Raw genomic sequence first — 24,518 nt, forward strand, 5'->3', positions numbered from 1 at the left:
CTCGAGACGCGCGGCGTCCTGAAGGTCACCTTCAGGACATTCCCGGCCCGGCCGCGTCCCTTGACGAGCGCGAGCGGGTGATTGTTAAATGCATCACGTCTCCGAAACCGGTTCCGGTACCGGTTTCTGATACCGACTGGATCGATCCACCCTCCCTGCGACAGGTTGGACCAGCATGAATCCGCACCGCAGACAACGACGTCCTCGCAGGTGGCCGGCCCTACTCGCGATCGCCGCCACCGTCTTCACCGTCCTGCCCGCCACGGCCGCCGCCAGCTCCAGCCCCTCCCCCACCCACTCGGCGACCGCCTCTTCCGGAAACGCCACCGCGGGTTCCGCCGGCCCAGCGGCGGCCTGCGGCACCACGAACGCCGCTCTGAACCGGCCCGCGACCGCGTCCTCCACCGAGAACGCGGGCACGCCGGCCGCCGCCGCGGTCGACGGGAATCCCGGCACCCGCTGGTCGTCCGCGTTCAGCGATCCGCAGTGGCTCCGGGTCGACCTGGGCGCCGCGCGTGACATCTGCCGGGTCGAGCTGGACTGGGAGGCCGCCTACGGGCGCGCCTTCCAGCTCCAGACGTCCGCCGACGGCGGCACCTGGACCACGGTCCACCAGACCACCACCGGCACCGGCGGCGACCAGACGATCGACGTCACCGGCACGGGCCGCTACCTGCGCGTGCACGGCACCGCCCGCGCCACCGGGTACGGCTACTCGCTCTGGGAGCTGCGCGTCTTCACCGCCGACAGCACCGGCCCCGGCGTACCGGACACCGACCCCTACAACCCGGACCTCGGCCCCAACACCTACGTCTTCGACCCGTCCACCCCCACGAGCACGATCCAGAGCCGGCTCGACCAGATCGCCGCGCGGATGAAGACCAACCAGTTCGGCACCGAGCGGTACGCGGTCCTGTTCAAGCCCGGCAGCTACGACGCCGACGTCAACCTCCGCTTCTACACCCAGGTCGCCGGTCTCGGAATGCTGCCGGACGACGTCGAAATCAACGGGCACATCCGGGTCGAGGCCGACTGGCTCCAGCAGGGCGACAACCCGGACAACCTCGGCAACGCCACCCAGAACTTCTGGCGCGCCGCGGAGAACCTGTCGGTCACGCTGCCGGCCGGTCAGATCGAGCGCTGGGCCGTCTCCCAGGCCGCGCCCTACCGCCGGATGCACCTGCGCGGCCAGGTCCAGCTGTGGAACGGCGCCGACGGCTGGGCCTCCGGCGGGCTGATCGCCGACTCGCGCATCGACGGCGTCGTCGTGTCCGGCTCGCAGCAGCAGTTCTTCACCCGCAACAGCGAGCTGCGCGGCGGCTGGTCCGGTTCGGTGTGGAACATGGTGTTCACCGGCAGCACCGGAACGCCGCCGCCGAACTTCCCGAACCCCTCGCACACCGTCGTCGACACCACGCCGACGATCCGGGAGAAGCCCTTCCTGTACGTCGCGCCGGACGGCGAGTACCGGGTGTTCGTACCGGCGCTGCGGACCAACGCCCGCGGCACCTCGTGGGGCTCCGGGGCACCGGCCGGTGAGTCGATCTCGCTGGCCGACTTCTTCGTCGTCCAGCTCGGCACGCCGGCGTCGGAGATCAACGCGGCACTCGCCGAGGGCAAGCACCTGCTGATCACACCGGGCGTGCACCACCTCGACGACACGATCCGGGTGACGAACCCGAACACCGTCGTACTCGGTCTCGGCATCACCACCCTGGTGCCGGACACCGGACTCCCGGCGATGACCGTGTCCGATGTGGACGGCGTGAAGCTGGCCGGGTTCCTGATCGACGCCGGGCCGGTGAACTCGCCGGTGCTGATGGAGATCGGTGAGCCGGGGTCGTCGGCTGACCACTCGGCGAACCCGACGTCGCTGCACGACGTGTTCTTCCGGGTCGGCGGCGCGCACGTCGGCCGCGCGTCGGTTTCCTTGCGCATCAACAGTGACGACGTGATCGGCGACCACATGTGGCTGTGGCGCGGCGATCACGGCGACGGCATCGGCTGGAACCTCAACACCGCCGCGAACGGCCTGGTCGTCAACGGCGACGACGTGACGATGTACGGGTTGTTCGTCGAGCACTACCAGGAGTACAACACGATCTGGAACGGCAACGGCGGCCGGACGTACTTCTACCAGAACGAGATGCCCTACGACCCGCCGGACAACGCGTCCTGGTCCAGTGGCGGCGGGAACCTCGGCTGGGCCGCGTACAAGGTGGCCGACTCGGTGACCACGCACGAGGCGTGGGGCGTCGGGGTGTACTGCTTCTTCAACGCCAACCCGTCCGTGGTGGCCAGCCGGGGGTTCGAGGTGCCGGACCGGTCCGGGGTGCGGTTCCACGGTCTGGTGACGGTGTCGCTCGGCGGTGTCGGCACGATCAACCGGGTCATCAACGACACCGGGGAGACGGTGAACCAGCCGCACCAGGTGAGCTACGTGCGGAACTACCCGTAACCGCGGTCCTCGGCGGCCCCGCTCAGATCTCCCGGACGATCCGGGCGGGGTTGCCGACCGCGACGACGTTCGGCGGCAGGTCCTTCGGCACCACCGCGCCGGCGCCGACGACGGTGTTCTCGCCGATCGTGACGCCGGGGCAGACGATCACGCCGCCGCCGAGCCACACGTTGTCGCCGATCGTGATCGGCTTGCCCGCCTCCCACTTCGCGCGCCGCTGCTCGGGGTCGATCGGGTGGACTGGTGTCAGCAGCTGCACGTTCGGTCCGATTTGGACGTCGGCGCCGATCGTGATGCGGGCGACGTCGGCGAACACGCAGCCGTAGTTGACGAACGTGCGGGCGCCGATGGAGATCTGGTAGCCGTAGTCGAGCCGCAGCGGGGTGCGGACGTCCACGTCGTCCGCGACCTCGCCGAGCATCGCGACCAGGTCCTCGTGCGCGCCGGTGGCGTTGAACCTGGCGCTCAGCTCGATCGCCCTGTTCAGCTCGGCGGCGATCTCCGGGTCGTCGGCGAGGTACCACTCGCCGGCGAGCATGCGTTCCTTGTGGGTTGGCACCCGGCCATCCTATGCGGACTCGCGGACCACCAGCGTGGGGTCGAAGACCACCGACACCGACGGCCGGGCCGGCTCGTCGATGTGGGCGAGCAGCAGGCGGGCCAGCTCGGCGCCCATGTCCTCGACGGGCTGGCGGACCGTGGTGAGCGCGGGCCGGCAGGAGCGGGCCGGGCTGGAGTCGTCGAACCCGACCAGCGCGACGTCGTCCGGGACGCGGCGGCCCTCGCGGTGCAGGACGCCGAGCGCGCCCTGGGCCATCAGGTCGTTGGCGGCGAAGACGCCGTCGAGGTCGGGGTGCGCGGCGAGCAGGCGGGCCATCGCGGTCTCGCCGCTGGCGTGGGTGAAGTTGCCCGGTTCGTTCGGAACGGGCCCGTGCCCCCGCAGCGCGTCGCGGAACCCGTCGAGCCGCTCCCGGGAAGCTGGAACGTCGAGCGGCCCCGAGATCGTGCCGAGACGTTCGCACCCTCTGGCTCGCAGGTGGTCGGCGGCGAGCGCGGCGCCGGCGCGGTGCGCGACGTCGACGTAGCTGATCGGGACGGGCGGGTTGGGCCGGGCGAAGAGCACCGCCGGCACGCCGGCCCGCACGCACATCCCCGGCAGCGGGTCCTCGGCGAGTGTCGACACCAGCAGCGCGCCGTCCGCGCCACCCTGCCGCAGGTGGGCGAGGACGTCGGCGCGGGCGTCGGCGGTGTCGGCGAGCATGAGCAGCGGGTGCGAGCCGTGCCGGCGCAGGACGGCGACGACCCCGGCGACGACCCGGCCGAAGAAGGGATCGCCGAACACGTGCTCGGCCGGCTCGCCCGCCCCGGAGACGACCAGCGCGACAGCCCCCGTGCGGCGGGTGACGAGGGAGCGAGCGGCGCGGTTGGGCGCGTACCCGGTCTCCTCGATGGCCCGGCGGACGACCTTCTGGATCTCGGTGTCCACGTTGCGGATGCCGTTGATCACGCGGGAGACAGTCGCCCGCGACACCCCGGCCACCCGCGCCACGTCCTCCAGCGTCGGCGCACTGTCACTCATGCGGACATGCTACGGGAGAGCGCTCTCCGACTGGCCGCGGTGAACCCGGTTCGGCCAGGCACCCACTCGATCCCGCCGAGGCAGGCCAGGACAACTGGGCGGGTTGTGGACAAGCAGGGGATCGGGGTCAGGCGTTCTGCTGGGCGTCCTGGAGGCGGGATCGGGTGCGGGGGTCGGTGCCGGACGTCAGGAGGGCTTCGACGGGGAGGGTGGCGGCGCCGACGGCCACCGCGTCGGGGCCCAGGCGGCAGAGGTCGATGGAGGTGCGGTCGTAGGCGTGGCGGAGGGCGTGGTCGGCGGTGGCGCGGCGGATGTCGGGGAGGAGGCGGGTGCCCAGGGCCAGGCCGGCCCAGCCGCCGAGGACGATGCGTTCCGGGTTGAAGAGGTTGATCAGGTTCGCTATGCCGGCGCCCAGGTAGCCGACGGTCTCCTCGATGATCGCCGCCGCGGGGGCGGAGCGGTCGGCGGCGGTCAGCAGGAAGTCGAGTTGGGACTGTTCGTCGGGGCGGGGGATCGCTCGGCCGCCGCGGGCCTTGCGGTAGCGGTCGAGGATGCCCTCGGCGCCGACGTACGCCTCCAGGCAGCCGAAGGCACCGCAGCGGCACGCTCTGCCGCCGTAGATCAGGCTGGTGTGGCCCCACTCCCCCGCGCTGCTGGTCGAACCCCGGTAGGTGGTGCCGTCGGTGATCACCGTGGCACCTACGCCGGAGCCGATCAGGGCGATCACGGCGTGCCGGGCGCCGCGCCCGGCACCGAACCACATCTCGGCCTGGCCCTGGGTCTTGGCGCCGTTCTCGACGAACAGGGGTGCGGTGACGCCGCTGTCGCCCAGCAGTTCGGCCACGGCGATGGCGTCCCAGCCGATCGCCTGGGCGTGCACGCGGACCGTGGCGCCCTGTTCTACCGTGCCGGGGACGCCGATGCCTATGCCCAGCAAACTTGACTCGGGGACGCCTGCCTGGTCGAGCAGCTCGGTCAGGCCGGCGGCGATCAGGGGGCCCACGAGGGCCGGGGCCGGTCTGGGGGGCGGTAGCGGACGGGTGTGTGCGGCCAGCCTGGTCAGTGCCAGGTCGAACAGTTCCATGGTCACGCCGGTCTCCCCCACGTCCACGCCGACCACATGGGCGTAGGTGGGGTTGACGCGCAGCAGAACCCTCGGGCGGCCGCCGTCGGACTCGACCAGGCCGGCCTCGACCACCAGGCGGTCCTCGGCCATCTCGGCGACGACGGTGCTGACCGTGGCGGCGGACAGGCCGGTGCGCTGGCCCAGCTCGAAGCGGCTGAGGGGGCCGTCGAAGAAAAGTGTCGACAGCAGGGTCGAGCGGTTGCGCCTGCGCAGGTCACGCACGGTGGCGCGCTTCGAGTCCATGAGTCCCGTCCCTCCTCCGAACCGGGCCGTCAGCCTAAACAGCGGTCAGCATAGTTCGGCGGGTGCCTTAATTTGCGACTTAAAATTAGTCTAAATTCGTTACTTAGTTGTTATTGACGTGACCTGGCTCACCCCGGTTCACTCGACGACGGCCGAAAGGTGTTTCCGGTCGATTTCCTTGTCCACGAGGAGGATTCGATGCGACTCAGGCGCACCGCCGCGCTGATCGCCGCGCTCACCATGACCCTGTCCGGCCTGGCCGCGTGCGGCAGCGGCGAGAGCGGCCAAGGAGGCAACGCGGCCGGCGTCCTCAACGTCGGCATGCCGAACGGGCCCCAGACCGAGAACCACAACCCGTTCCTGCCCTCCTCCGCGGGCGCCTCGCTCGGCTACCGCCACATGATCTACGAACCCCTGGTGATGACCAGCCAGATCAAGCCCGACGAGGAGGGCAAACCCTGGCTCGCCACCGAGTGGACCTGGTCGGACAACTACCGCGCCCTCGAACTGACCATCCGCGACGGCGTCACCTGGGCCGACGGCAAGCCGATGACCGCGAACGACGTCGCCTACACGTTCACCCTGCTCAAGGACACCCCCGCGCTGAACATCAACGCGATCCCCTTCAGGGACATCACCGCGAGCGGGAACACGGTCGCGCTGACCTTCGAGAAGTCCCAGTTCGTCAACCAGGTCGACGTGCTCAGCTCGATCGTCGTGCCAGAGCACCTCTGGTCGGCGATGGACGACCCGGCCACCGACACCGTCAAGAACCCGGTCGGCACCGGGCCGTACGAGCTGAAGACCTTCACCCCGCAGACCGTCACCCTGACCCGCCGCGACGAGTACTGGCAGGACCTGCCCGAGGTCCGCGAACTCCGCTACACCTCCTACAACGACAACAACGCCCAGACCACCGCGCTCGCCAACGGCTCCGCGGAGTGGGCGTTCACGTTCATCTCCAACTACGAGGCCGTCTACGTCGACAAGGACCCCGAGCACCACAAGCTCTGGTTCCCGCCGACGCTGGCCGTGCACGGCCTGTTCCTCAACACCGAGAACAAGCCGTTCGACGACCCGGTGCTGCGCCGCGCGATGAGCAAGGTGATCGACCGGGGCGACGTCTTCGAGCAGGCCGAGGCCGGCTACTTCTACCCCGAGGTCACCAACGTCACCGGCATCCCCACCCCCGCGGGCGAGTCGTTCATCGCCGACGAGTTCCAGGGCGAGACCTACGAGGTCGACGTCGAGGGCGCCAAGCGCGAGCTGACCGAGGCCGGCTACTCCTACGACGGCGACACCCTGCTGGACAGGACCGGCGCGCCGGTCGAGATCACCCTGTCCAACCCGTCCGGCTGGTCGGACTACATCACCACGCTGGAGATCATCAAGGACAACCTGTCCCAGCTCGGCATCGCCGCGACCGTCGAGAAGGCCAACGCCGACGCGTGGACCACCAACGTCGACACCGGCCAGTTCGAGGCCGCCATGCACTGGACCAACCCCGGCGCGACCCCGTACGACATCTACCAGTCCATGATGGACGGTGCGCTGTACAAGCCGGTCGGCACGCCCGGAGTCAACGGGAACTGGGGCCGGTTCCGCGACGACGACGCCACCGCCGCGCTCGACGCGTACGCCAACGCCGAGTCCGAAGCCGCCCGCACCGAGGCCATGCACGAGCTGCAGCGGATCTTCGTCGAGCAGCAGCCGGTGCTGGTCACCGGCGCCGCCAACGCCGGCGCCGAGTACAGCACGAGGAACTGGGTCGGCTGGCCGGACGAGAACAACCAGTACGCCCCGCCGCAGCCCACGCTGCTGAACTCGCTCGACGTGGTCCTGCACCTGAAGCCCGCCGAGTGACGGGGATGACCGCGAGCACGAAGCCCACCGCCCCCGGCGCCACCGACGTGGTGCTGGAGGCGGTGGGCCTCACCAAGCACTTCCCCGTCCGCCGCCGGCCCCGCGACCTGCTCACCCGCACCCGGCGCGCCGTCCGCGCGGTCGACGACGTCGGCCTCGTGCTGCGTCGCGGGCAGGTCACCGCCATGGTCGGCGAGTCCGGCTCGGGGAAGTCCACCGTGGCCAGGCTGCTCGCCCAGCTGGTCCGGCAGACCTCCGGGCGGATCAGCCTGCACGGCGACGAGGTCCGCACCCGGGGCGGCCGGGCGTTCCGCGCCTACTGCCGGCGGGTGCAGCTGGTGTTCCAGGACCCGTTCGCCTCGCTCAACCCCGTGCACACCGTGCGCTACCACCTGACCAGGGCGCTGCGCATCCACCACCGCGACCGGGACGTCACCGCGGCCCTGCACGACCTGCTCACCCGCGTGCAGCTCACCCCGCCCGAACAGTTCCTCGCCAAGTACCCGCACGAGCTCTCCGGCGGGCAACGGCAGCGGGTCGCGATCGCGCGGGCGCTCGCCGCCGGGCCGGAGGCGCTGCTCGCCGACGAGCCGGTGTCCATGTTGGACGTGTCGATCCGGCTCGGCGTGCTGAACCTGCTGCGTGACCTGCGGGACCGGCTCGACCTGGCGATCCTCTACATCACCCACGACATCGCCTCCGCCCGCTACTTCGCCGACGACGTGCTGGTGATGTACGCCGGGCAGGTCGTCGAGGGCGGCGACGGCGAGGCCGTGACCCAGCGCGCCGCCCACCCCTACACCCGGCTGCTGATCGCCTCCGCGCCCGACCCGGACCGGATCGCCGGCGAGGCGGACGAGGACACCGCCGAGTCGGGCGGGGAGCCGCCGAGCCTGATCGACCCGCCGGCCGGGTGCCGGTTCCACCCGCGCTGCCCGCACGCCATGGCCCGCTGCCGCACCGAGGCGCCGCCCCGGCTGTCCGTCGACGGCAACGGGTCCGGGCACTGGGCCGCGTGCTGGCTCTACGACGCACCGACGGTCGCGGAGGCGGCCACATGACCTACGTGCTCCGGCGGATCGCGTTCTACCTGTTCACCGCGTGGGCCGCGATCACCATCAACTTCTTCCTCCCCCGCGCGATCCCCGGCGACCCGGTGCAGGCGCTGATCAGCCGCGCCAGGGGGCAGCTCGACGCGGATGCCGTGCAGTCGCTCTACATCCTGTTCGGGCTCGACACCGACCAGGGAATCCTGTCCCAGTACTGGGACTACTGGGGCCAGCTGCTGCGCGGCGACCTCGGGCTGTCGTTCACGTTCTTCCCCACCCCGGTCGCCGACGTCATCGCCGACAGCCTGCCGTGGACGCTCGCGCTGGTCGGCATCACCACCGTGATCAGCTTCCTGCTCGGCACCGGGCTCGGCGTGCTCGCCGGCTGGTGGCGCGGATCCTGGGTGGACCTGGTGATGCCGGTGACCACGTTCCTGTCGTCCATCCCGTACTTCTGGCTCGGCCTGATCGCCATCACCCTGTTCGCCGGCCAGGGCGGCCCGTTCCCGTCCTCCGGCGGGTTCGACCCCGGCGTGGTGCCCGGTTGGGACCTCGGCTTCATCGGCAGCGCGATCCACCACAGCATCCTGCCGGCCATCACGATCCTCATCACCTCGATGAGCGGCTGGGTGCTGTCCATGCGCAACATGATGCTCACCGTCGCCGCCGAGGACTACATCACCGTCGCGCACGCCAAGGGCCTGTCCGAGCGGCGGGTCATGGTCAGCTACGCCGCACGCAACGCGCTGCTGCCCAGCGTGTCGTCGTTCGCGCTCGCGCTCGGCCTGATCGTCGGCGGCACCCTGCTGGTGGAGATCGTGTTCTCCTACCCCGGCGTCGGGTTCCAGCTGTTCTCCGCCGTCGGCGCCAAGGACTACCCGCTGATCCAGGGCATCTTCCTGATCATCACGCTGTCCGTGCTGGTCGCCAACCTCGTCGCGGACCTGGTCTACCTGCTGCTCGACCCGCGCACCAGGAAGGAGGGCTGACCGCATGGCAGTGCCCACCGACGTGCTGAGCGCGCCGGCCGAGGAGCCGGCGGCCAAGCGCGGGCGCCGCTCGTCGTTCCTGCGCAACGGCAAGGTGCTCACCGGTCTGGTCATCCTCGGGTTCCTGCTGGTGATCGCCGTCATCGGACCGTGGATCGCGCCCTACGACCCGGGACAGCGCGGCGACGACCTGCTCGTCGGGCCGAGCGCCGAGCACTGGTTCGGCACCACCCATCTCGGCCAGGACGTGTTCAGCCAGATCCTCGACGGCACCCGCAGCGTGATGCTCGTCGGCATCGTCGCCGGTGTCGTCGCCACCGTGCTCGCCATCGTCTTCGGCGTCACCTCCGGGTACTTCGGCGGCGCGGGCGGCGAGTCGCTGTCCGCGGTGTCCAACGTGTTCCTGGTGATCCCGGCGCTGCCGCTGATCCTGATCATCACGCTGTCGCTGCCGGAGACCAACGACCTGACGATCGCGCTGGTCATCGGGTTCACCTCGTGGGCGTGGGGCGCGCGGGTGCTGCGCGCGCAGACGCTGTCCCTGCGCCGCCGCGACTACGTGGAGGCCGCGCGGGCCACCGGCGAATCCACCTGGCGGATCCTCGGCTTCGAGATCCTGCCGAACCTGACCGCGGTGATCGCCGCCAGCTTCGTGTCCACGGTGATCTTCGCGGTGCTGTCGGAGATCACGCTCGCGTTCATCGGCGTGCCAGGGGTGTCCGAGTGGAACTGGGGCGCGATCCTGTTCTGGGCACAGAGCCAGCAGGCCCTCGCGCAGGGCGCCTGGTGGTGGTTCGTGCCGACCGGGCTGGCGATCGCGCTGCTCGGCACCGGGCTGGCCCTGGTGAACTTCGGCATCGACGAGTACGTCAACCCTCGGCTGCGCGGCGGCCCGCAGCGGGCGCGCGGAGTGACGATGCGGGTCGGGTTCACCCCGGTCCTGCCCGCCGCGAAGGAGACCCGATGACCCGCGAGCCGGTGCTTTCCATCCGGAACCTGTCGGTGGACTACGGCCTCGGCGACGCGGCGGTGCGTGCGGTGCGGGACGTGAGCCTGACCCTGCACCGCGGCGAGGTGCTCGGCCTGGCCGGGGAGAGCGGCAGCGGGAAGTCCACGCTGGCCTACGGGATGCTGCGGCTGTTGCCCCCGCCCGGGGTGATCCGCGGCGGGCAGGTCACCTACCACCCGCGCGACGGCGAGCCGATCGAGCTGCTGTCGTTGTCCCGCAAACGATTGCGGCGGTTCCGCTGGGCCGAGGTGGCGATCGTGTTCCAGGGCGCGATGAACTCGCTCAACCCCGTGCACACGGTCGCCACCCAGCTCACCGACGTGATCGCCGCGCACGAGCCGCGCACCACGGCCGCCGCCCGCCGCGCCAGGGCCGTCGAGCTGCTGAAGCTCGTCGGCATCAACGCCGACCGGCTGGGCAGCTACCCGCACCAGCTCTCCGGCGGCATGCGGCAGCGGGTGATGATCGCCATGGCGCTCGCGCTCGAACCCCGCGTGGTGGTGATGGACGAACCCACGACGGCGCTGGACGTCGTGATGCAGCGCCAGATCCTCGCCACGCTGGTCGAGCTGCGCGAACGGATCGGGTTCTCCGTGCTGTTCATCACCCACGACCTGTCGCTGCTGGTCGAGTTCTCCGACCGGATCGCGATCATGTACGGCGGGCGGATCGTCGAGTCCGCTCCGGCCGCCGAGCTGTACCGGTCGTCGCTGCACCCCTACAGCGACGGGCTCCTGCACTCCTTCCCCGCGCTGCGCGGCCCCCGCCGCGAACTCAGCGGTATCCCCGGCTCCCCGCCGGACCTGCGCGCGATGCCCGCGGGGTGCGCGTTCCACCCCCGGTGCCCGAAGGCGTTCGACCCGTGCGCCGACCGGGCGCCGGAGCTGGCCGAGCCGGCCGGGCGGGAGGACGCGGGCCGGAGCGTGGCCTGCTGGCTGCACACCGCGGAGCGGGTCACACCCTGACCCGGTTCAACGACACAACGGAGGATGGGATCTTGGACAGCACAGCGACCATGGCGCCGGCCGCGGAGGCGGAGCTGATCGCCGGCCTGCCGGCGGACTTCCGGTGGGGCGTGGCGACCTCGGCGTACCAGATCGAGGGCGCGACAGGCGAGGACGGTCGTGGACAGTCCATCTGGGACACCTACTGCCGGGTGCCGGGCATGGTCGAGGGCGGCGAGAACGGGGACGTCGCCTGCGACCACTACCACCGGATGCCGGCCGACGTGGAGCTGATCCGGTCGCTCGGCGTGGACACCTACCGGTTCTCCGTGGCCTGGCCCCGGGTCCAGCCGGGCGGCCGCGGTCCCGCGAACGCGGCCGGGCTCGGGTTCTACGACCGGTTGGTCGACGAGCTGCTCGGCAAGGGCGTCGACCCGTGGGTGACGCTGTACCACTGGGACCTGCCGCAGGAGTTGGAGGACGCCGGCGGCTGGCCGGAGCGGGACACCGCGCACCGGTTCGCCGACTACGCCATGCTCGTGTTCGACGCGCTGTCCGACCGGGTGCGGACGTGGACGACGCTGAACGAGCCGTGGTGCTCGGCGATGCTCGGCTACTACGAGGGCCGGCAGGCGCCGGGACGCCGGGACTTCGCCGCCGCGATGGCGGCCGTGCACCACCTGCTGCTCGGCCACGGGCTGGCCGCCGGCCGGATGCGCGCCGCCGCGCCAGCGCCGGTCGAGCTGGGGATCACGCTCAACATGGGCACGTCGATGCCGGCGACCGAGAGCCTGGCCGACCGGGAGGCGGCCCGGCGCGCGGACGGTCTGGGCGCGCGGATCTACCTGGACCCGCTGCTGCGCGGCCAGTACCCCGGCGACATCCTCGACGACCTGTCGGTGCGCGGGGTCAAGCTGCCCGTGGTGGACGGGGATCTGGCGGTCATCAGCGAGCCGATCGACGTGCTGGGGGTGAACTACTACTCCAGCCACCGGCTGTCCGGAGTGGACGCCCAGGGCCGGACGGAGGACGACGAGGGCAATCCGGTGCAGACGACTGTTCCGTTGGGTCGCCCGGTGACCGCGATGGACTGGGAGATCGTGCCGGAGGGCTTCACCGAGCTGCTGGTACGGCTGAGCCGCGACTACCCCGGGGTGCCGATGGTGATCACCGAGAACGGGGCGGCGTTCGACGACGTGGCCGACGCCGGGGGGTACGTCCGCGACGACGACCGGACGGCGTACCTGTCGTCGCACATCGCCGCGGTGGCGGCGGCGCGGCAGCGGGGCGCGGACGTGCGCGGGTACTTCGCGTGGTCGCTGATGGACAACTTCGAGTGGTCCTACGGGTACGCCAAGCGCTTCGGCCTGGTCCACGTCGACTACGAGACCCAGGTCCGCACCCCGAAGCAGAGCGCCCTCTGGTACCGCGACACGATCCGCCGGGTGCGCGGGCACTGAGTCCGGAACCACCTCCGGTGTCGGTTTCGCACGACGCACTGGTCGAGCAGTTGGTCGCGGTGGTGCGGCAACGGCTGCTCGGGGCGGATCAGACCGCGGCGGTGATGTGCGCCGCCCGACTGATCGCCGCGCTCCACCCGGGTGATCGCTTCGAGCCGCCTGCCGGCTGGTGGGGCACGCCGTTCGGTCAGGTCGTCGCGCGCCGCGCCGGCTGTCCTGGCGTGGAGCACGTCTCCTACACCGCACCGGCGAACTACCGGGGTATGGCATCGTCCGCCGGTTCCTGCCGCCGTCCCAGCGGGAGCACGACCCCGGTCAGCAGCAGTGTTCGCCGCGCAAGGCTTCGCGGCCTTCCCTGACCGCGACGGCGGCGATGACCAGGGCGACGACCGGGTCGGCCCAGGACCAGCCGAACAGCGAGTTGAGCAGCAGCCCGACCAGCAGCACGCCGGACAGGTAGGTGCACAACAGGGTCTGCTTGGAGTCCGCGACCGCGCTGGCCGAGCCGAGCTCGCGGCCGGCGCGGCGCTGGGCGTAGGACAGGAACGGCATCACCAGCAACGACACCGCCGCCAGCACGATGCCGACCGTGGAGTGCTCGGCCGGCTCCCCGCCCAGCAGACCGCGGACGGACTCGACGGTGACGTAGAGCGCGAGCGCGAAGAACGACACCGCGATCACCCTCAACGCGGTCCGCTCCCGCGCCTCGGGATCCTTCCCGGAGAACTGCCAGGCGACCGCGGCGGCCGACGCCACCTCGATCACCGAGTCCAACCCGAACCCGATCAACGCCGTCGACGAGGCGACCATTCCGGCCGAGATCGCGACGACCGCCTCGACGACGTTGTAGACGATCGTCGCGCCGACCAGCAGCCGCACCCGGCGCGTCAACAACGTCCGCCGGGGATCGGGTCTCGCGGGGGCGCAGCACTCGTCCCGCTCGGTCGCCGACGCTGCCCGCTCGCTCATCAGCTGCCCGCCGCAACCACGTCCGAGGCCCGAGCCTCGTCGTCGACGCAGGGCTCCTCGGTGTCCACGGCCAGCACGACCTGCACCAGCTCGCCGAGCGCGCGGGCCAGGTGGTCGTCGGCCAACGCGTAGCGCACCTGGCGCCCCTCGTAGGTCGCGACCACGAGGCCGCAGCCACGCAGGCAGGCCAGGTGGTTGGACACGTTCGAGCGGGTCAACCCGAGTTGGGTGGCGAGCAGGCCGGGGTAGCTCACCCCGTCGAGCAGCGCGACGAGGATCCGGCAGCGGGTCGGGTCGGCGAGGGCACGACCGAGGCGGGCCAGCGCCGACTCCCGCGTCTCACACGTCAGCATGGATGGAACATTACAGTGCCCGCTGATATAACAGCAAGCACTGAACTGTCATCCCGGTGGGAGCGTGGCATGACCGGCTCGTTCTGGTGGGACCTGCTCATCGGCGTGGCCGCCGGGCTGGTGGTCGCGTGGCTGGCCCTGGTCGTCGTGCTGCTCGTCGCCCGCCCGCGCGGCGACGAACTGCGCGAGACGCTGCGGCTGCTGCCCGACGTGCTGCGGCTCGTGCGCCGGCTCGCCGGTGACCGGACGCTGCCGCGCGGTGTCCGCGTCCGGCTCGGTCTGCTGCTGGCCTACCTGGCGGTGCCGATCGACCTGGTCCCGGACTTCATCCCCGTTCTCGGTTACGCGGACGACGCCATCGTCGTCGCCGTCGTCCTGCGCGGCGTCGTCCGCCGCGCCGGGCTCGACGCGGTTCGCGCGCACTGGCCGGGGACCGACGACGGCTTCGCCGCCGTCGTCCGGCTCACCGGTCTGAACCGGGAGCCGCCATGACCACGGGACCGTACGATCTGGCCAGGAAGCGCCGCCCGACCCGACCTGGAGGAACCGTCGTGTCCTTCCTCGACGCCGTGGTCGATCGGCTCGGCGCGCTGCCCGGGGTGAGCGCCGTGACGCTCGGCGGGTCGCGAGCGCGGGGCACGCACCGGCCCGACAGCGACTGGGACCTCGCCCTCTACTACCGCGGTGCGTTCGACCCCCGGGACCTGCGCGACATCGGGTGGGCGGGCGAGGTGTCCGAGCTGGGTGCCTGGGGTGGCGGCGTGTTCAACGGCGGCGCGTGGCTGACCGTCGACGGCGAGCACGTCGACGTGCACTACCGCGACCTCGACGTCGTCGAGCGCGAGATCGTCGAGGCGCGGGCCGGGCGGTTCCGGGTCGAGCCGCTGCTGTTCCACCTGGCGGGAATCCCGAGCTACCTGGTCGTCGGCGAGCTGGCTACGCACCGGGTGCTGCGCGGGGAGCTGCCCCGGCCCGACTACCCGGACGCCTTGCGGCGCGAGGCGCCCGGGGTGTGGTGGGGCATGGCCGAGCTGGTGTTCGGGTACGCGCGCGACGGGCACGCCGCGCACGGGCGGACCGCCCAGGCGACGGCGCTGGTCGTGCAGGCCGCGACCCAGACCGCACACGCGGTCCTGGCCGCGCGGGGTGAGTGGGTGACCAACGAGAAGGGCCTGCTCGCCCGGGCCGGGCTGCACGACGTCGATGAGCTCGTCGCGCGGGCGGACCCGGTGGCCGCCGCCGACGCCGTGCGTGCCCGGTGCGCCGGTGCGGTCGAGGCGGCTCAGCGGCGGTAGACGCCGAACTCGTACAGCGAGTAGCCCCAACCCGTTCCCCGCTGGGTGGCGTGGACGCGCACGTACCTACCGGACGCGGACACGTCGATCGCGTCCACACCCCCGTCGGCTGTGGTGGTCGAGTGCACCGGGCGCCAGGTCGAGCCGTCGTCGGAGACCTGGATCTCGTACGCACGGCCGTACGCGGTCTCCCAGACCAGCTGCACGTGGTCGAACCGCCGCACCGAACCCAGGTCGACCTGGATCCACTGTGGATCGCTCCAGTCGCTGGCCCAGCGGGTGGTCAGGGAATCGTCGGTGGCCAGGGACGGCGGGAAGGGAGCGCCGTCGCCCTGGGTTTGGTGGGAGGACGCCGTGGTCGGCTTTCCTTGGGACAGCTTGGTTCCTGGCGCGGTCGGTGGGACGACGCGGAACGAACGGGACTCGATGCCGACGTTGCCTCGGCCGTCGCGCGCGTAGACGTACAGCTTCCAGACGCCCAGCCGGTCCGGCGCGGTGACGGTGAACGGGCCGGTGCCGGTGAACTGGGCCGGCACCAGCGCGCCGGCGTTGTCGATGTACTTGCCGTTGAGCATGAGCGAGTACGAGATGGCGTCACCGTCGGGGTCGGACGCCGACAGGTCGACGGTGAACCTCCCGCCGGCGGGGACCTCGCCGAGGTCGGACATCGCGCTGATCACCGGCGGCGTGTTGGACGGTGTGGCGCCGCCGTACATTCGGGCGACCGAGTAGTACGACAGGCGCTTCTCGTCGCCGGGTAGCAGGTTGAACCACACGCCGCCGAAGTCCTGCTCGGTGCCGTAGTGGAACATCGTGCCGCCCAGCGCCACGCCGTCGTGGGACATCAGGCAGTCCCAGGCAGCGGGGTAGGCGTCGCGCTTCTCGACGTCACCGGGCTCGTCGGGGACGCCGTTGTGGTCGTCGGGGACCTCCCACTCGCCGGCCGGGCCGCCCTCGGTGAGGATGTAGGGCTTGGTGTAGCCGCCGTCGGTCCAGGTGCGCCGGATGTCGCAGACCGCGCCGTAGGAGTTCACGGCGTACAGGTCCAGGTCGGGGGCGTGGTCGCGGTAGTACGGCCACGCGCCGGTCCACGCGTCGGTCGAGGTGACCGGGTGGTTCGGGTCGGCGGCGTGGATCGCGCGGGTGACCTCGTTGACGAACCGGGTGTAGGCGACGCGCTGGTCCTCCAGCTGGGTACCGGAGTAGCAGTTCTGCATGCCGAGGATCGACTCGTTGCCGACGTTCCACATCAGCACGCCAGGGTGGTCGCGGTACTCGTTCACCCAACGTAGGAACTCCGCCAGCATGGTGGACTTGTAGTTCGTGTCCGTCACGTAGTCGACGCAGCCGCCGCTGCCGGGGCCGCCGCCGGGCTGCAGCCAGAAGCCGTTGATCACCTTGACGCCGTTGGCCGTCGCCGCGTCCAGCAGCGGGCGGGTGGTGCCGTCGGTGCCCCAGGTGCGGACCGTGTTCACGCCCATCGCGCGCAGGTCGGGCATCCGGGCGGCGGCCTCGCCGACCGGCGGGCCCCAGGTCAGGCCCCGCACCGTGAACGGGCTGCCGTCGACGGTCAGCTGCCAGTCGCCGTGCGAGCCGGTCACCCGCACCACGCTCGGTGCGGCCTGCGCGGGCACGGTCAGCAGGCCCAGCAGCAGGGCCAGGATCGCCACCGTCGTGGTGGCGCGAACGCGCGTCATCGCGGTCTCCTCAGCAGGGTCGAGTGGGTTCGGAGAGCGCTCTCCCACTCGTCTCCGATCGTACGGGCACCCCTTCCGGTGTCAAGGGTGCGCCTTGACAGGTGTGCCACGCTGTGGGAGAGCGCTCTCCCTCGAACCCTGCCGAGGAGGAGTACATGAGACGACATCTCGCCGCCGCGGCGGCCGGCCTGGCCACCGCAGCGCTGCTGACCTTCGCCCCCACCAGCCAGGCCGATCTCCGGGTTGACGACGTCACCCATCACGAGTTCCAGGTCAACTGCTCGGTGACGCACCGGGCGCCCGACGACCCGATCGTCTTCCCCGGCCTGCCCGGCGCGTCGCACGACCACAGCTTCGCCGGCAACATCACCACCGACGCCCACTCCACGCTGGAGTCACTGCGCGGCGCCGGGCTCGGCGCGACGTCCTGCCTCGCGCCGGACGACCTGTCCGCGTACTGGTTCCCGACGATGTTCGACGGCGACCAGCCGGTCGTGCCGATCGGGCGGCAGGTCATCTACTACAAGTCCGGCGTGCTCGACTACACCTCGGTTCGCCCGTTCCCGCCGGGCCTGCGGTACGTGGTCGGCAGCCCGATGGCCTCGCTCGACGAGTTCCGCACCGCGCCCGGCCGGGTCGAGGGCTGGGAGTGCGGCAACGACTTCTTCAACTGGGACTTCCCGACCCACTGCATGGCGGGCAGCCAACTCAACATCCGTTACCAGGCCCCGAGTTGCTGGGACGGGGTGCACCTGGACTCGGCCGACCACAAGAGCCACATGGCCTACCCGGTCGAAGGGGTCTGCCCGTCGACGCACCCGAACCCGGTGCCGATGCTGGAGTTCAAGATCGCGTTCCCGGTCGACGGCGACACCTCGCGGGTGCGCCTGGCCAGCGGACGCGGCTACTCCTGGCACTACGACTTCTTCAACGCCTGGGACCCGCCGACGCTCGCCGCCCTCGTCTCGCACTGCATCAACGGCGGCCTGCAGTGCGACCCGCGCGGGTACGACCAGTACAAGCCGCACCGCGGCGCCGCGCTGGGCGAGAACTACCGGCTCCCGGGCCGGCCGTGACGGCGAGCCCGGGGCCCGTCCCGCGCGGGCCCCGGGCTCGGCTCACACCGACCGCGCGCGGGGTGTGCCGATGACCGCCAGCACCACGACCGCCAGCAGGCCGTAGCAACCCGCCGCCAGCACCGCCGTCTTCGGGTCGATGCGCAGTGTCCACAGCAGCACCACCGGCAGGACGACCGGCAGCCCCAGCATCAGCACCGCCCGGTAACCGGTCCTGGACCAGGCCCCGCCAGCCGCCACGGCGACCCCGACGAGCAGGACCGAACCGATCGACGTCAGCACCGAGTCGTGGTACCGCCCCGGCGCGATGGCGAACAGCACGACGGTCGCGGCGACGACACCGGCGAACACCGTGAAACGCTTGGCGCCCACCAGTTCCCAGCCCCTGGCCGGACCGGGCGACCAGGTCAGGGCGGCCGCGACCACGACGCCGGCCACCACCGATCCGGCGTGCAACGCCAACCACCGCATCGAGGGGTCCGGGGCGATGAACGGGACGCTCAGGAAGCCGACGGTGCCCAGCCAGGCGCCGACCGCGGCCGTGCGCCGCAGCCGGAACAGGGCGAGCACGGCGACGACGAACCAGACCACCCACACCGGCAGGTCCGGAAGCGACCCCTGCCACCGCATGGCGCCGGGCGAGAGGGACGGTCCCAGCAACGAGGCCGGCGAGCTCGTGCGCAGTTCGTTCAGTGCTCCGGCGGCGCCGAGCAGCACGGCCAGCGGGCCGAGCAGGGCGACGGCGGCCCAGACGTCCCGGGTGGGCTTGCCGTCCGCGGTCACCATTCGGCGCAGGTGCAGTCGGGCCGCGCCCCACAGCAGGTCGACGGTCTCCCGCAGGCCCGGCCGGGCGTGCTCGGTGGCTCCGTCCATGAGCACGCCGAGCATCTCCTCGCCGTGGCGTTCCCGGTGGTCGCGTGGGTACAGGGCGACCAGTCGGTGGTAGCCGGTTTCCAGGCCCGTCATGCCGTTCCTCCCGTCAGGCGCGCGCGCAGGCGGTTGTGCGCGGCGCGGGTATGTGCTCGCAGTCGCTCCACCTCGGCGGCCAGCCGGGTGGCGCCGGGTTCGGTCAGCCGGTAGTAGCGCCGCAGCCGGCCGTCGACGACCTCCTCCCGGTCGACGTCGACCCAGCCGTCCTCCCTCAACCGGTCGAGCGCGGCATAGAGGGTGCCGGCGCGCAGGGTGACCCGGCCGCCGGAGATCTCCTGGACGTCACGTTGGATGCCGTACCCGTGCTGTGGGCGGGCGGCCAGCGCGGTCAGGATCAGGAAGGTCGGCTCGCGCATCGGAGCATCGCTCATGTGAGTGTTATATACCGATGATCTGACTATCCGCAAGGCGCCCGCCTCGGGTTGCCGGCGGAGCGCGGGGCGGTGACCATCCGGAGATGAAGGATTTCTCATCCCCGGTTCATGGGCGGCCGCCCGACCGGCCTGAATAGTGGTGACATGCGGTTCACCAGCCGGACGGCGGTGCTGGCGGCGGCGCTCGTGCTGCCGCTGGGTGCCGTCCTGGCCACCTTCGCCCTCACCGCCGATCCGCCGACACCGCGGGTGCCGAACGTCGTCGAGATCGGTGAGGGAGCGGTGAGCGGCTCGGCGGAGACCTCGACCGAGACCACCCCGACACCCTCACCCACCACGACGACCACGACCCGGGCACCGGCGCCGCCGCCGGCCCGGCCGCCGCGCACGGAGGTCGTACCGCCCCCACCGGTCGTCGACGACGATGACGACGACGACGATGGTGACGACGACGACGATGACGACGATGACGACGACGACTGAGCGGGTCACGCCGGTCGGGCCGGCGCCCCCGGCTCCCCCGGAGCGGCGCACGCGGGGCGTGCCGGCACGGGTACTGATCATGTGCTGGCTGCTGGTGCTGATGACCGTGGTGCTCGTCGCGGTCTGCCTGATCACCCGCAACCTGCTGCGCCAGGAGGCGTTCTCCGACGCCACCGCCGCCCTCGAGCAGGAGGCGCTGGAGTACCACGAGGTCGCCCGAACCGGGGTCGACCAGACCACCCGGCAGCCGTTCCCCACCGTGAACGCCCTGCTGGAGAACCACGTCCGGATGCAGTACCCGGACGACGACGAGGTCATCTTCGGCTGGATCGAGGGCGGCGGTTACCTGCACCAGGCCCGTACCGGCCCGATCCCGCTCAACCGACACCAGGACATCACCGACACGATCATCGCCTCACCGGCGTCGGCCGGGGTGGTGTCGACCCCCGCCGGCGACATGCAGTGGATCAAGGTCGTGACCACCGCGCCCGACGGTGGGCGCGGCGCCTACGTCGTCGGCTACCTCATCGACCGGGACCTCGCCGAGATCGACGCGACGATCCGCACGCTCGCGCTGGTGTCGCTGCTCGGCCTGGTGTTCGCCGGTGGCGCGGCCTGGGTGGTCGCCGGGCAGATCCTGGCGCCGGTCCGGCTGGTGCGGCAGGCCGCCGCCGAGATCACCGAACGCGACCTCACCAGCCGCATCCAGGTCGCCGGCAACGACGACATCGCCGCGCTGTCCGAGCAGTTCAACGCGATGCTCGACCGGCTGGAGCAGGCGTTCGCCACCCAGCGGGAGTTCCTCGACGACGCGAGCCACGAGCTGCGCACGCCGATCACGATCGTGCGCGGGCACCTGGAGCTGATGGACCCCGCCGGCGGCGACCCGGCCGAGCGGGCCGAGGTGGTGCGGCTGTGCACCGACGAGTTGGACCGGATGAGCCGGATCGTGGACGACCTGCTGCTGCTGGCGAAGGCCGAGCGCCCGGACTTCGTGCGGCCGGAGCCGGTGGAGCTGGCCGAGCTGACCAGCGACGTCGACGCGAAGGTGCGCGCACTCGGCGACCGGGACTGGCGGCTGGACGGCATCGGGGTCGGCATCGTGCACGTCGACCCGCAGCGGGTCACCCAGGCTGTGGTGCAGCTCGCGCACAACGCCGTGCAGCACACCGAACCGGGTGACCGGATCATGGTCGGTTCCGCCCGGACCGGTGGTCTCGTGTCCTTCTGGGTGACCGACACCGGGCCCGGCGTGACCCCCGCGGAGATCGAGGTGATCTTCGACCGGTTCACCCGCGCCGGCGGCGGCCGGGGACACCGCGGCGGCGCCGGCCTCGGCCTGGCGATCGTCCGCGCCATCGCCGAGGCACACCACGGAACGGTGAAGGTGCTGTCGACCCCTGGCTCGGGGGCGACGTTCGGAATCGAGTTGCCAGGGGGTGCACGGTGAACCGGATCCTGATCGTGGAGGACGAGGAGCGGATCGCGTCGTTCGTCCGCAAGGGACTGTCGGCGAACGGGTTCTCGACGACGGTCATCGGGAACGGGCGCGGTGCCGTGGACTTCGCCATGACGGGTGACTTCGACCTGCTGGTGCTCGACCTCGGGCTCCCGGACATGGACGGGTTCGCCGTGCTGCGCAGGCTGCGCGAGGCCAGGGTGACGACACCGGTGATCATCCTGACCGCCCGGGACTCGGTGCGGGACACGGTGGCCGGGCTGGAGGGCGGCGCGGACGACTACGTCACCAAGCCGTTCCGGTTCGAGGAACTGCTGGCCCGGATCCGGTTGCGGCTGCGCGGTACCGACAACGCCCCGGAGGCCACCGTGCTCAGTTCCGGTGCCGTGTCGCTGGACCTGCGCACCCGCCGGGCGAAGGTCGGCGACCGGACGGTGGACCTCACCGCGCGCGAGTTCACCCTGCTGGAACTGTTCCTGCGCCATCCGGGACAGGTGCTGTCCCGCGAGCAGATCCTGTCGCACGTCTGGGGCTACGACTTCGACCCCGGCTCGAACATCGTCGACGTCTACGTCCGCGCCCTGCGCCGCAAGCTCGGCCACGACAGCGTCTCCACCATCCGCGGCATGGGCTACGCCGTCGGCCGCTGACGCACTCCCGGATGAAGGTCCCTTCACATCCGGCTCAGGTGGGGGTCATTCGCGGGCCGCACTCTGGTAGTCGTGAGAGCGAACGAGGACCTGCTGACCGGGCCGGACGCCGGTGACCTGGTCGCCGCCGTGTTGGCGCAGGCGGGTGGGCGACCGCTGGAGTGGAGCGTCGGGCAGGTCGACCACCAGCCGGGCGGGCGGACCACCGTCTCCTACGACGTGCGCGTCGTGTGGACGGACGGGTCGGTCACCGACGAGGCGCTCGGGGCCGCGTCCGGGCGGCTGCCCGACGGGGTCACCCGGCTGACCGACGGCGACACCGAGGTCGGCATGTGGCGGTTCCCGTTCGACCCGGACCTTCCCGGGCTGCCGGCCGCGTGCGACCCCGCTCGGATGAGCCGGCTCGTCGCCGGGCTCGGGCTGGGCGGGCCGGCGACCCTGCGGGTGCGCACGTACCGGCCGCGGCGGCGTGCGGTCGTCGAGGTCGCGACCCCGGGCGGGACGGTGTTCGTCAAGGTGCTGCGGCCGGAGAAGGTACGCGCGCTGTACGAGCTGCACCGGGTCGCCGCCGACGCGGGCTGCCCGACGCCGGCACCGCTGGGTTGGACCGAGGACGGGCTGCTGGTGCTCGCCGGACTCGCCGGGCGCACGCTGCGTGACCGGCTGCTGGCCGGTGAGCGGGTCGACCTCGACCCGGACGACGTGGTCGCGGTGCTCGACGGGTTGCCGGCGGAGCTCGCCGCCGGGGAGCGGCGGGTGACGTGGGGGCAGAAGGCGGGCCACTACGCGGAGGTGCTCGCCACGTCGGTGCCGGCGCTCGGCGCGCGGGCGCGGGCGGTGGCCGCCGCCGTCGACCACGACACGCCGGAGGGCCCGGACGTGCCGGTGCACGGCGACTTCTACGAGGCGCAGCTGATGGTCACCGGCGGGCGGGTCAGCGGCGTGCTGGACATCGACACCGCCGGACGGGGCGAGCGGCTCGACGACGCCGGCTGTCTGCTCGCGCACCTGGCGGTGCTCGCCCTGATGTACCCGGACCACGCGGGTGAGCTGAACCGGCTGCGGCTGTCGCTGCACCGGCGGTTCGTTCGCGACCTCGACCCCGCGGCGCTCGCCAGGCGTACCGCCGCGGTCGTGCTGTCCCTGGCCACCGGTCCGCACCGGGTGCAGGAGCCGGGGTGGCAGCAGGCAACCACCGACCGGGTGGAGCTGGCCGAACGCTGGCTCCACCGTGGATAGAAGGAGGAACGGAAGAATGAACATCAAGCGCACCTGGATCGTGGCCAGCGCGACGATCGCCGTGGCCGGCTTCGCCGGCGCGGGGATCGCGATGGCCAATGACGACGTGGAGCTGCGGGACCGACAGCCGGTGCCGGCGGTGGAGCTGAAGGGCGACACCGGCGGGATGAAGGCCGACACCGCCAACGCGTCGGCCCAGTCGGCCAACTCCGCCCGGTCGGCCCAGTCGGCGAACTCGGCCCGGTCGGCGGACTCGCCCGATGGTCCGAGGCACAAGGCGCCGGCGGCCGACTCCGGCAACAGCCCGGCCCCGGCGAAGATCGCGCCCGCGCCGGTGCGGGTGGCGGACTCGGGCAACAGCCCGGCCGCCGCGTCGGCCAACAGCCCCGCGCCGGCGCCGGTCCGCGGTGGCGCGGACTCCGGCAACAGCCCGGCGCCCCCGCGCGGCGCGGACTCCGCCAACAGCGGCAACAGCGCCAACAGCGGCGCGAGCGCGAACAGCCCCGACTAGTGCGGTGACCGACGACGTTCGGCGGGACGCCCGGGCTCGCGCGGAAGGCGTCCGTCATCGCACTGCTCGCCCGGGCCCGACCCGGCCGACAGCACCAGTGCCAGACTGACGCCACAGGACCGCGGCGAACGACCCCCTCGCCGCGAGGCGTGGCCGGGGCGGATGGTCAGTGGGAACGACTCGCCGCCGCCCCGGCCACGCCGGCTCAGCCGAACTGGCCGGGCTGGTAGTCGCCGGCCGGCTGCTGGATGATGACGTTCAGCCGGTTGTAGGCGTTGATGATCGCGATGATCGACACCAGGGCGACGAGCTGGTCCTCGTCGTAGTGCTTGGTCGCGTTCGCCCAGACCTCGTCCGGGACGCCGCCGGCCGCGTCGGCGATGCGGGTGCCCTGCTCGGCCAGCTCCAGGGCGGCGCGCTCGGCGTCGGTGAACACCGTGGCCTCCCGCCAGGTCGCGACCAGGTGCAGCCGGGTCGCGGTCTCCCCGGCCGCGATGGCCTCCTTGGTGTGCATGTCGGTGCAGAAGCCGCAGCCGTTGATCTGGCTCGCGCGCAGTCGCACCAGCTCCTGGGTGGCGAGTGGCAGCGACGTGTCCGTCACCGCCCTGCCCGCCATGTTGAGGTGCTTCATGATCTTGCCCGCGACCTGGTTGCCGAAGATGTTCAGTCGGGCTTCCATTGTGGACTCCTCCGCCGTCGACGTTGGTTACACACCCTCGACGAGACAGTCGGCGGAATTGTGACCCGACCCAACGTGACGTA

At 71.6% G+C, this 24,518-nt stretch carries 24 protein-coding genes; 15 read left to right on the forward strand and 9 right to left on the reverse strand.

Features of this window, described 5'->3' with window-relative positions; all coding sequences use genetic code 11:
• Window positions 1–175: 175 nt before the first annotated feature.
• Entirely contained in the window at window positions 176–2,458 is a 2,283-nt protein-coding gene (locus JT362_RS14050) for a discoidin domain-containing protein (protein ID WP_260191630.1), read from the forward strand.
• Between the two features lie 22 nt (window positions 2,459–2,480).
• On the opposite strand, the gene JT362_RS14055 is transcribed toward JT362_RS14050, so the two are convergent.
• The 3 genes from JT362_RS14055 to JT362_RS14065 form a co-directional block, all read right to left on the reverse strand.
• On the reverse strand, window positions 2,481–3,017 hold the full coding sequence (locus JT362_RS14055) for a sugar O-acetyltransferase (RefSeq protein WP_311202707.1): 537 nt from the start codon (window positions 3,015–3,017) through the stop codon (window positions 2,481–2,483).
• Window positions 3,018–3,026: 9 nt separating this feature from the next.
• Window positions 3,027–4,037 carry a LacI family DNA-binding transcriptional regulator gene (locus tag JT362_RS14060; protein WP_260191631.1) on the reverse strand — a complete coding sequence of 337 codons (1,011 nt, stop codon included), beginning with the start codon at window positions 4,035–4,037 and terminating at the stop codon, window positions 3,027–3,029.
• A 127-nt stretch (window positions 4,038–4,164) separates the two neighbouring features.
• Window positions 4,165–5,406: an ROK family transcriptional regulator gene (locus JT362_RS14065; RefSeq protein WP_260191632.1), complete on the reverse strand. Its 1,242-nt coding sequence runs from the start codon at window positions 5,404–5,406 to the stop codon at window positions 4,165–4,167.
• 198 nt (window positions 5,407–5,604) lie between these two features.
• Between JT362_RS14065 and JT362_RS14070 the strand changes: the two genes are divergently transcribed.
• The 6 genes from JT362_RS14070 to JT362_RS14095 are packed head-to-tail and all read left to right on the forward strand — an operon-like array spanning window position 5,605 to window position 12,720.
• Window positions 5,605–7,269 carry an ABC transporter substrate-binding protein gene (locus tag JT362_RS14070; RefSeq protein ID WP_260191633.1) on the forward strand — a complete coding sequence of 555 codons (1,665 nt, stop codon included), beginning with the start codon at window positions 5,605–5,607 and terminating at the stop codon, window positions 7,267–7,269.
• 5 nt (window positions 7,270–7,274) lie between these two features.
• Window positions 7,275–8,330 carry an ABC transporter ATP-binding protein gene (locus JT362_RS14075; RefSeq protein WP_260191634.1) on the forward strand — a complete coding sequence of 352 codons (1,056 nt, stop codon included), beginning with the start codon at window positions 7,275–7,277 and terminating at the stop codon, window positions 8,328–8,330.
• Window positions 8,327–9,307: an ABC transporter permease gene (locus JT362_RS14080; RefSeq protein WP_260191635.1), complete on the forward strand. Its 981-nt coding sequence runs from the start codon at window positions 8,327–8,329 to the stop codon at window positions 9,305–9,307. The genes JT362_RS14075 and JT362_RS14080 overlap by 4 nt, the downstream gene beginning before the upstream one ends.
• Window positions 9,308–9,311: 4 nt before the next feature.
• The gene (locus JT362_RS14085; RefSeq protein WP_260191636.1) at window positions 9,312–10,274 is read left to right on the forward strand and encodes an ABC transporter permease; all 963 of its coding nucleotides are present in this window, start codon (window positions 9,312–9,314) and stop codon (window positions 10,272–10,274) included.
• A complete protein-coding gene (locus JT362_RS14090) occupies window positions 10,271–11,281 on the forward strand; it encodes an ABC transporter ATP-binding protein (protein ID WP_260191637.1) in 1,011 nt (336 codons plus the stop codon). The genes JT362_RS14085 and JT362_RS14090 overlap by 4 nt, the downstream gene beginning before the upstream one ends.
• Window positions 11,282–11,331: 50 nt before the next feature.
• Window positions 11,332–12,720 carry a GH1 family beta-glucosidase gene (locus tag JT362_RS14095; RefSeq protein WP_260192046.1) on the forward strand — a complete coding sequence of 463 codons (1,389 nt, stop codon included), beginning with the start codon at window positions 11,332–11,334 and terminating at the stop codon, window positions 12,718–12,720.
• 315 nt (window positions 12,721–13,035) lie between these two features.
• On the opposite strand, the gene JT362_RS14100 is transcribed toward JT362_RS14095, so the two are convergent.
• Both JT362_RS14100 and cmtR read right to left on the reverse strand, forming a co-directional pair.
• On the reverse strand, window positions 13,036–13,689 hold the full coding sequence (locus JT362_RS14100; protein WP_260191638.1) for a cation efflux transmembrane domain-containing protein: 654 nt from the start codon (window positions 13,687–13,689) through the stop codon (window positions 13,036–13,038).
• Window positions 13,689–14,042: a Cd(II)/Pb(II)-sensing metalloregulatory transcriptional regulator CmtR gene (gene cmtR, locus JT362_RS14105; RefSeq protein ID WP_260191639.1), complete on the reverse strand. Its 354-nt coding sequence runs from the start codon at window positions 14,040–14,042 to the stop codon at window positions 13,689–13,691. The genes JT362_RS14100 and cmtR overlap by 1 nt, the downstream gene beginning before the upstream one ends.
• 69 nt (window positions 14,043–14,111) lie before the next feature.
• Between cmtR and JT362_RS14110 the strand changes: the two genes are divergently transcribed.
• On the forward strand, window positions 14,112–14,534 hold the full coding sequence (locus tag JT362_RS14110) for a YkvA family protein (RefSeq protein ID WP_260191640.1): 423 nt from the start codon (window positions 14,112–14,114) through the stop codon (window positions 14,532–14,534).
• Window positions 14,531–15,337 carry a nucleotidyltransferase domain-containing protein gene (locus tag JT362_RS14115; protein WP_260191641.1) on the forward strand — a complete coding sequence of 269 codons (807 nt, stop codon included), beginning with the start codon at window positions 14,531–14,533 and terminating at the stop codon, window positions 15,335–15,337. The genes JT362_RS14110 and JT362_RS14115 overlap by 4 nt, the downstream gene beginning before the upstream one ends.
• Here the strand turns inward: JT362_RS14115 and JT362_RS14120 are convergent.
• Window positions 15,325–17,034 (reverse strand): discoidin domain-containing protein, encoded by a 1,710-nt coding sequence (locus JT362_RS14120; protein ID WP_260191642.1) that lies wholly within the window; start codon window positions 17,032–17,034, stop codon window positions 15,325–15,327. The genes JT362_RS14115 and JT362_RS14120 overlap by 13 nt on opposite strands.
• Before the next feature lie 155 nt (window positions 17,035–17,189).
• Between JT362_RS14120 and JT362_RS14125 the strand changes: the two genes are divergently transcribed.
• Complete coding sequence (locus JT362_RS14125) at window positions 17,190–18,110, forward strand: DUF1996 domain-containing protein (protein ID WP_260191643.1); 921 nt, start codon at window positions 17,190–17,192, stop codon at window positions 18,108–18,110.
• Window positions 18,111–18,152: 42 nt separating this feature from the next.
• On the opposite strand, the gene JT362_RS14130 is transcribed toward JT362_RS14125, so the two are convergent.
• Both JT362_RS14130 and JT362_RS14135 read right to left on the reverse strand, forming a co-directional pair.
• Window positions 18,153–19,076, reverse strand: a complete 924-nt coding sequence (locus tag JT362_RS14130; protein ID WP_260191644.1) for a hypothetical protein — start codon at window positions 19,074–19,076, stop codon at window positions 18,153–18,155.
• Complete coding sequence (locus tag JT362_RS14135) at window positions 19,073–19,411, reverse strand: PadR family transcriptional regulator (protein ID WP_260191645.1); 339 nt, start codon at window positions 19,409–19,411, stop codon at window positions 19,073–19,075. Before JT362_RS14135 ends, JT362_RS14130 begins: the two co-directional genes overlap by 4 nt.
• Before the next feature lie 147 nt (window positions 19,412–19,558).
• Here JT362_RS14135 and JT362_RS14140 point away from each other — a divergent pair, with 147 nt between their 5' ends.
• From JT362_RS14140 to JT362_RS14160, 5 genes are all read left to right on the forward strand, one after another.
• Complete coding sequence (locus JT362_RS14140) at window positions 19,559–19,897, forward strand: hypothetical protein (protein ID WP_260191646.1); 339 nt, start codon at window positions 19,559–19,561, stop codon at window positions 19,895–19,897.
• On the forward strand, window positions 19,881–21,347 hold the full coding sequence (locus JT362_RS14145; RefSeq protein ID WP_260191647.1) for a sensor histidine kinase: 1,467 nt from the start codon (window positions 19,881–19,883) through the stop codon (window positions 21,345–21,347). The genes JT362_RS14140 and JT362_RS14145 overlap by 17 nt, the downstream gene beginning before the upstream one ends.
• Window positions 21,344–22,006: a response regulator transcription factor gene (locus tag JT362_RS14150; RefSeq protein ID WP_260191648.1), complete on the forward strand. Its 663-nt coding sequence runs from the start codon at window positions 21,344–21,346 to the stop codon at window positions 22,004–22,006. The genes JT362_RS14145 and JT362_RS14150 overlap by 4 nt, the downstream gene beginning before the upstream one ends.
• 72 nt (window positions 22,007–22,078) lie before the next feature.
• Window positions 22,079–23,245, forward strand: a complete 1,167-nt coding sequence (locus JT362_RS14155; protein WP_260191649.1) for a phosphotransferase — start codon at window positions 22,079–22,081, stop codon at window positions 23,243–23,245.
• Between the two features lie 16 nt (window positions 23,246–23,261).
• Window positions 23,262–23,756: a hypothetical protein gene (locus JT362_RS14160; protein ID WP_260191650.1), complete on the forward strand. Its 495-nt coding sequence runs from the start codon at window positions 23,262–23,264 to the stop codon at window positions 23,754–23,756.
• 205 nt (window positions 23,757–23,961) lie between these two features.
• Here the strand turns inward: JT362_RS14160 and JT362_RS14165 are convergent, their stop codons facing one another.
• Window positions 23,962–24,435, reverse strand: a complete 474-nt coding sequence (locus JT362_RS14165; protein ID WP_260191651.1) for a carboxymuconolactone decarboxylase family protein — start codon at window positions 24,433–24,435, stop codon at window positions 23,962–23,964.
• Window positions 24,436–24,518 lie beyond the last annotated feature (83 nt).

The organism is Actinophytocola gossypii, from assembly GCF_025165815.1.
Classification (GTDB): Bacteria; Actinomycetota; Actinomycetes; order Mycobacteriales; family Pseudonocardiaceae; genus Actinophytocola; species Actinophytocola gossypii.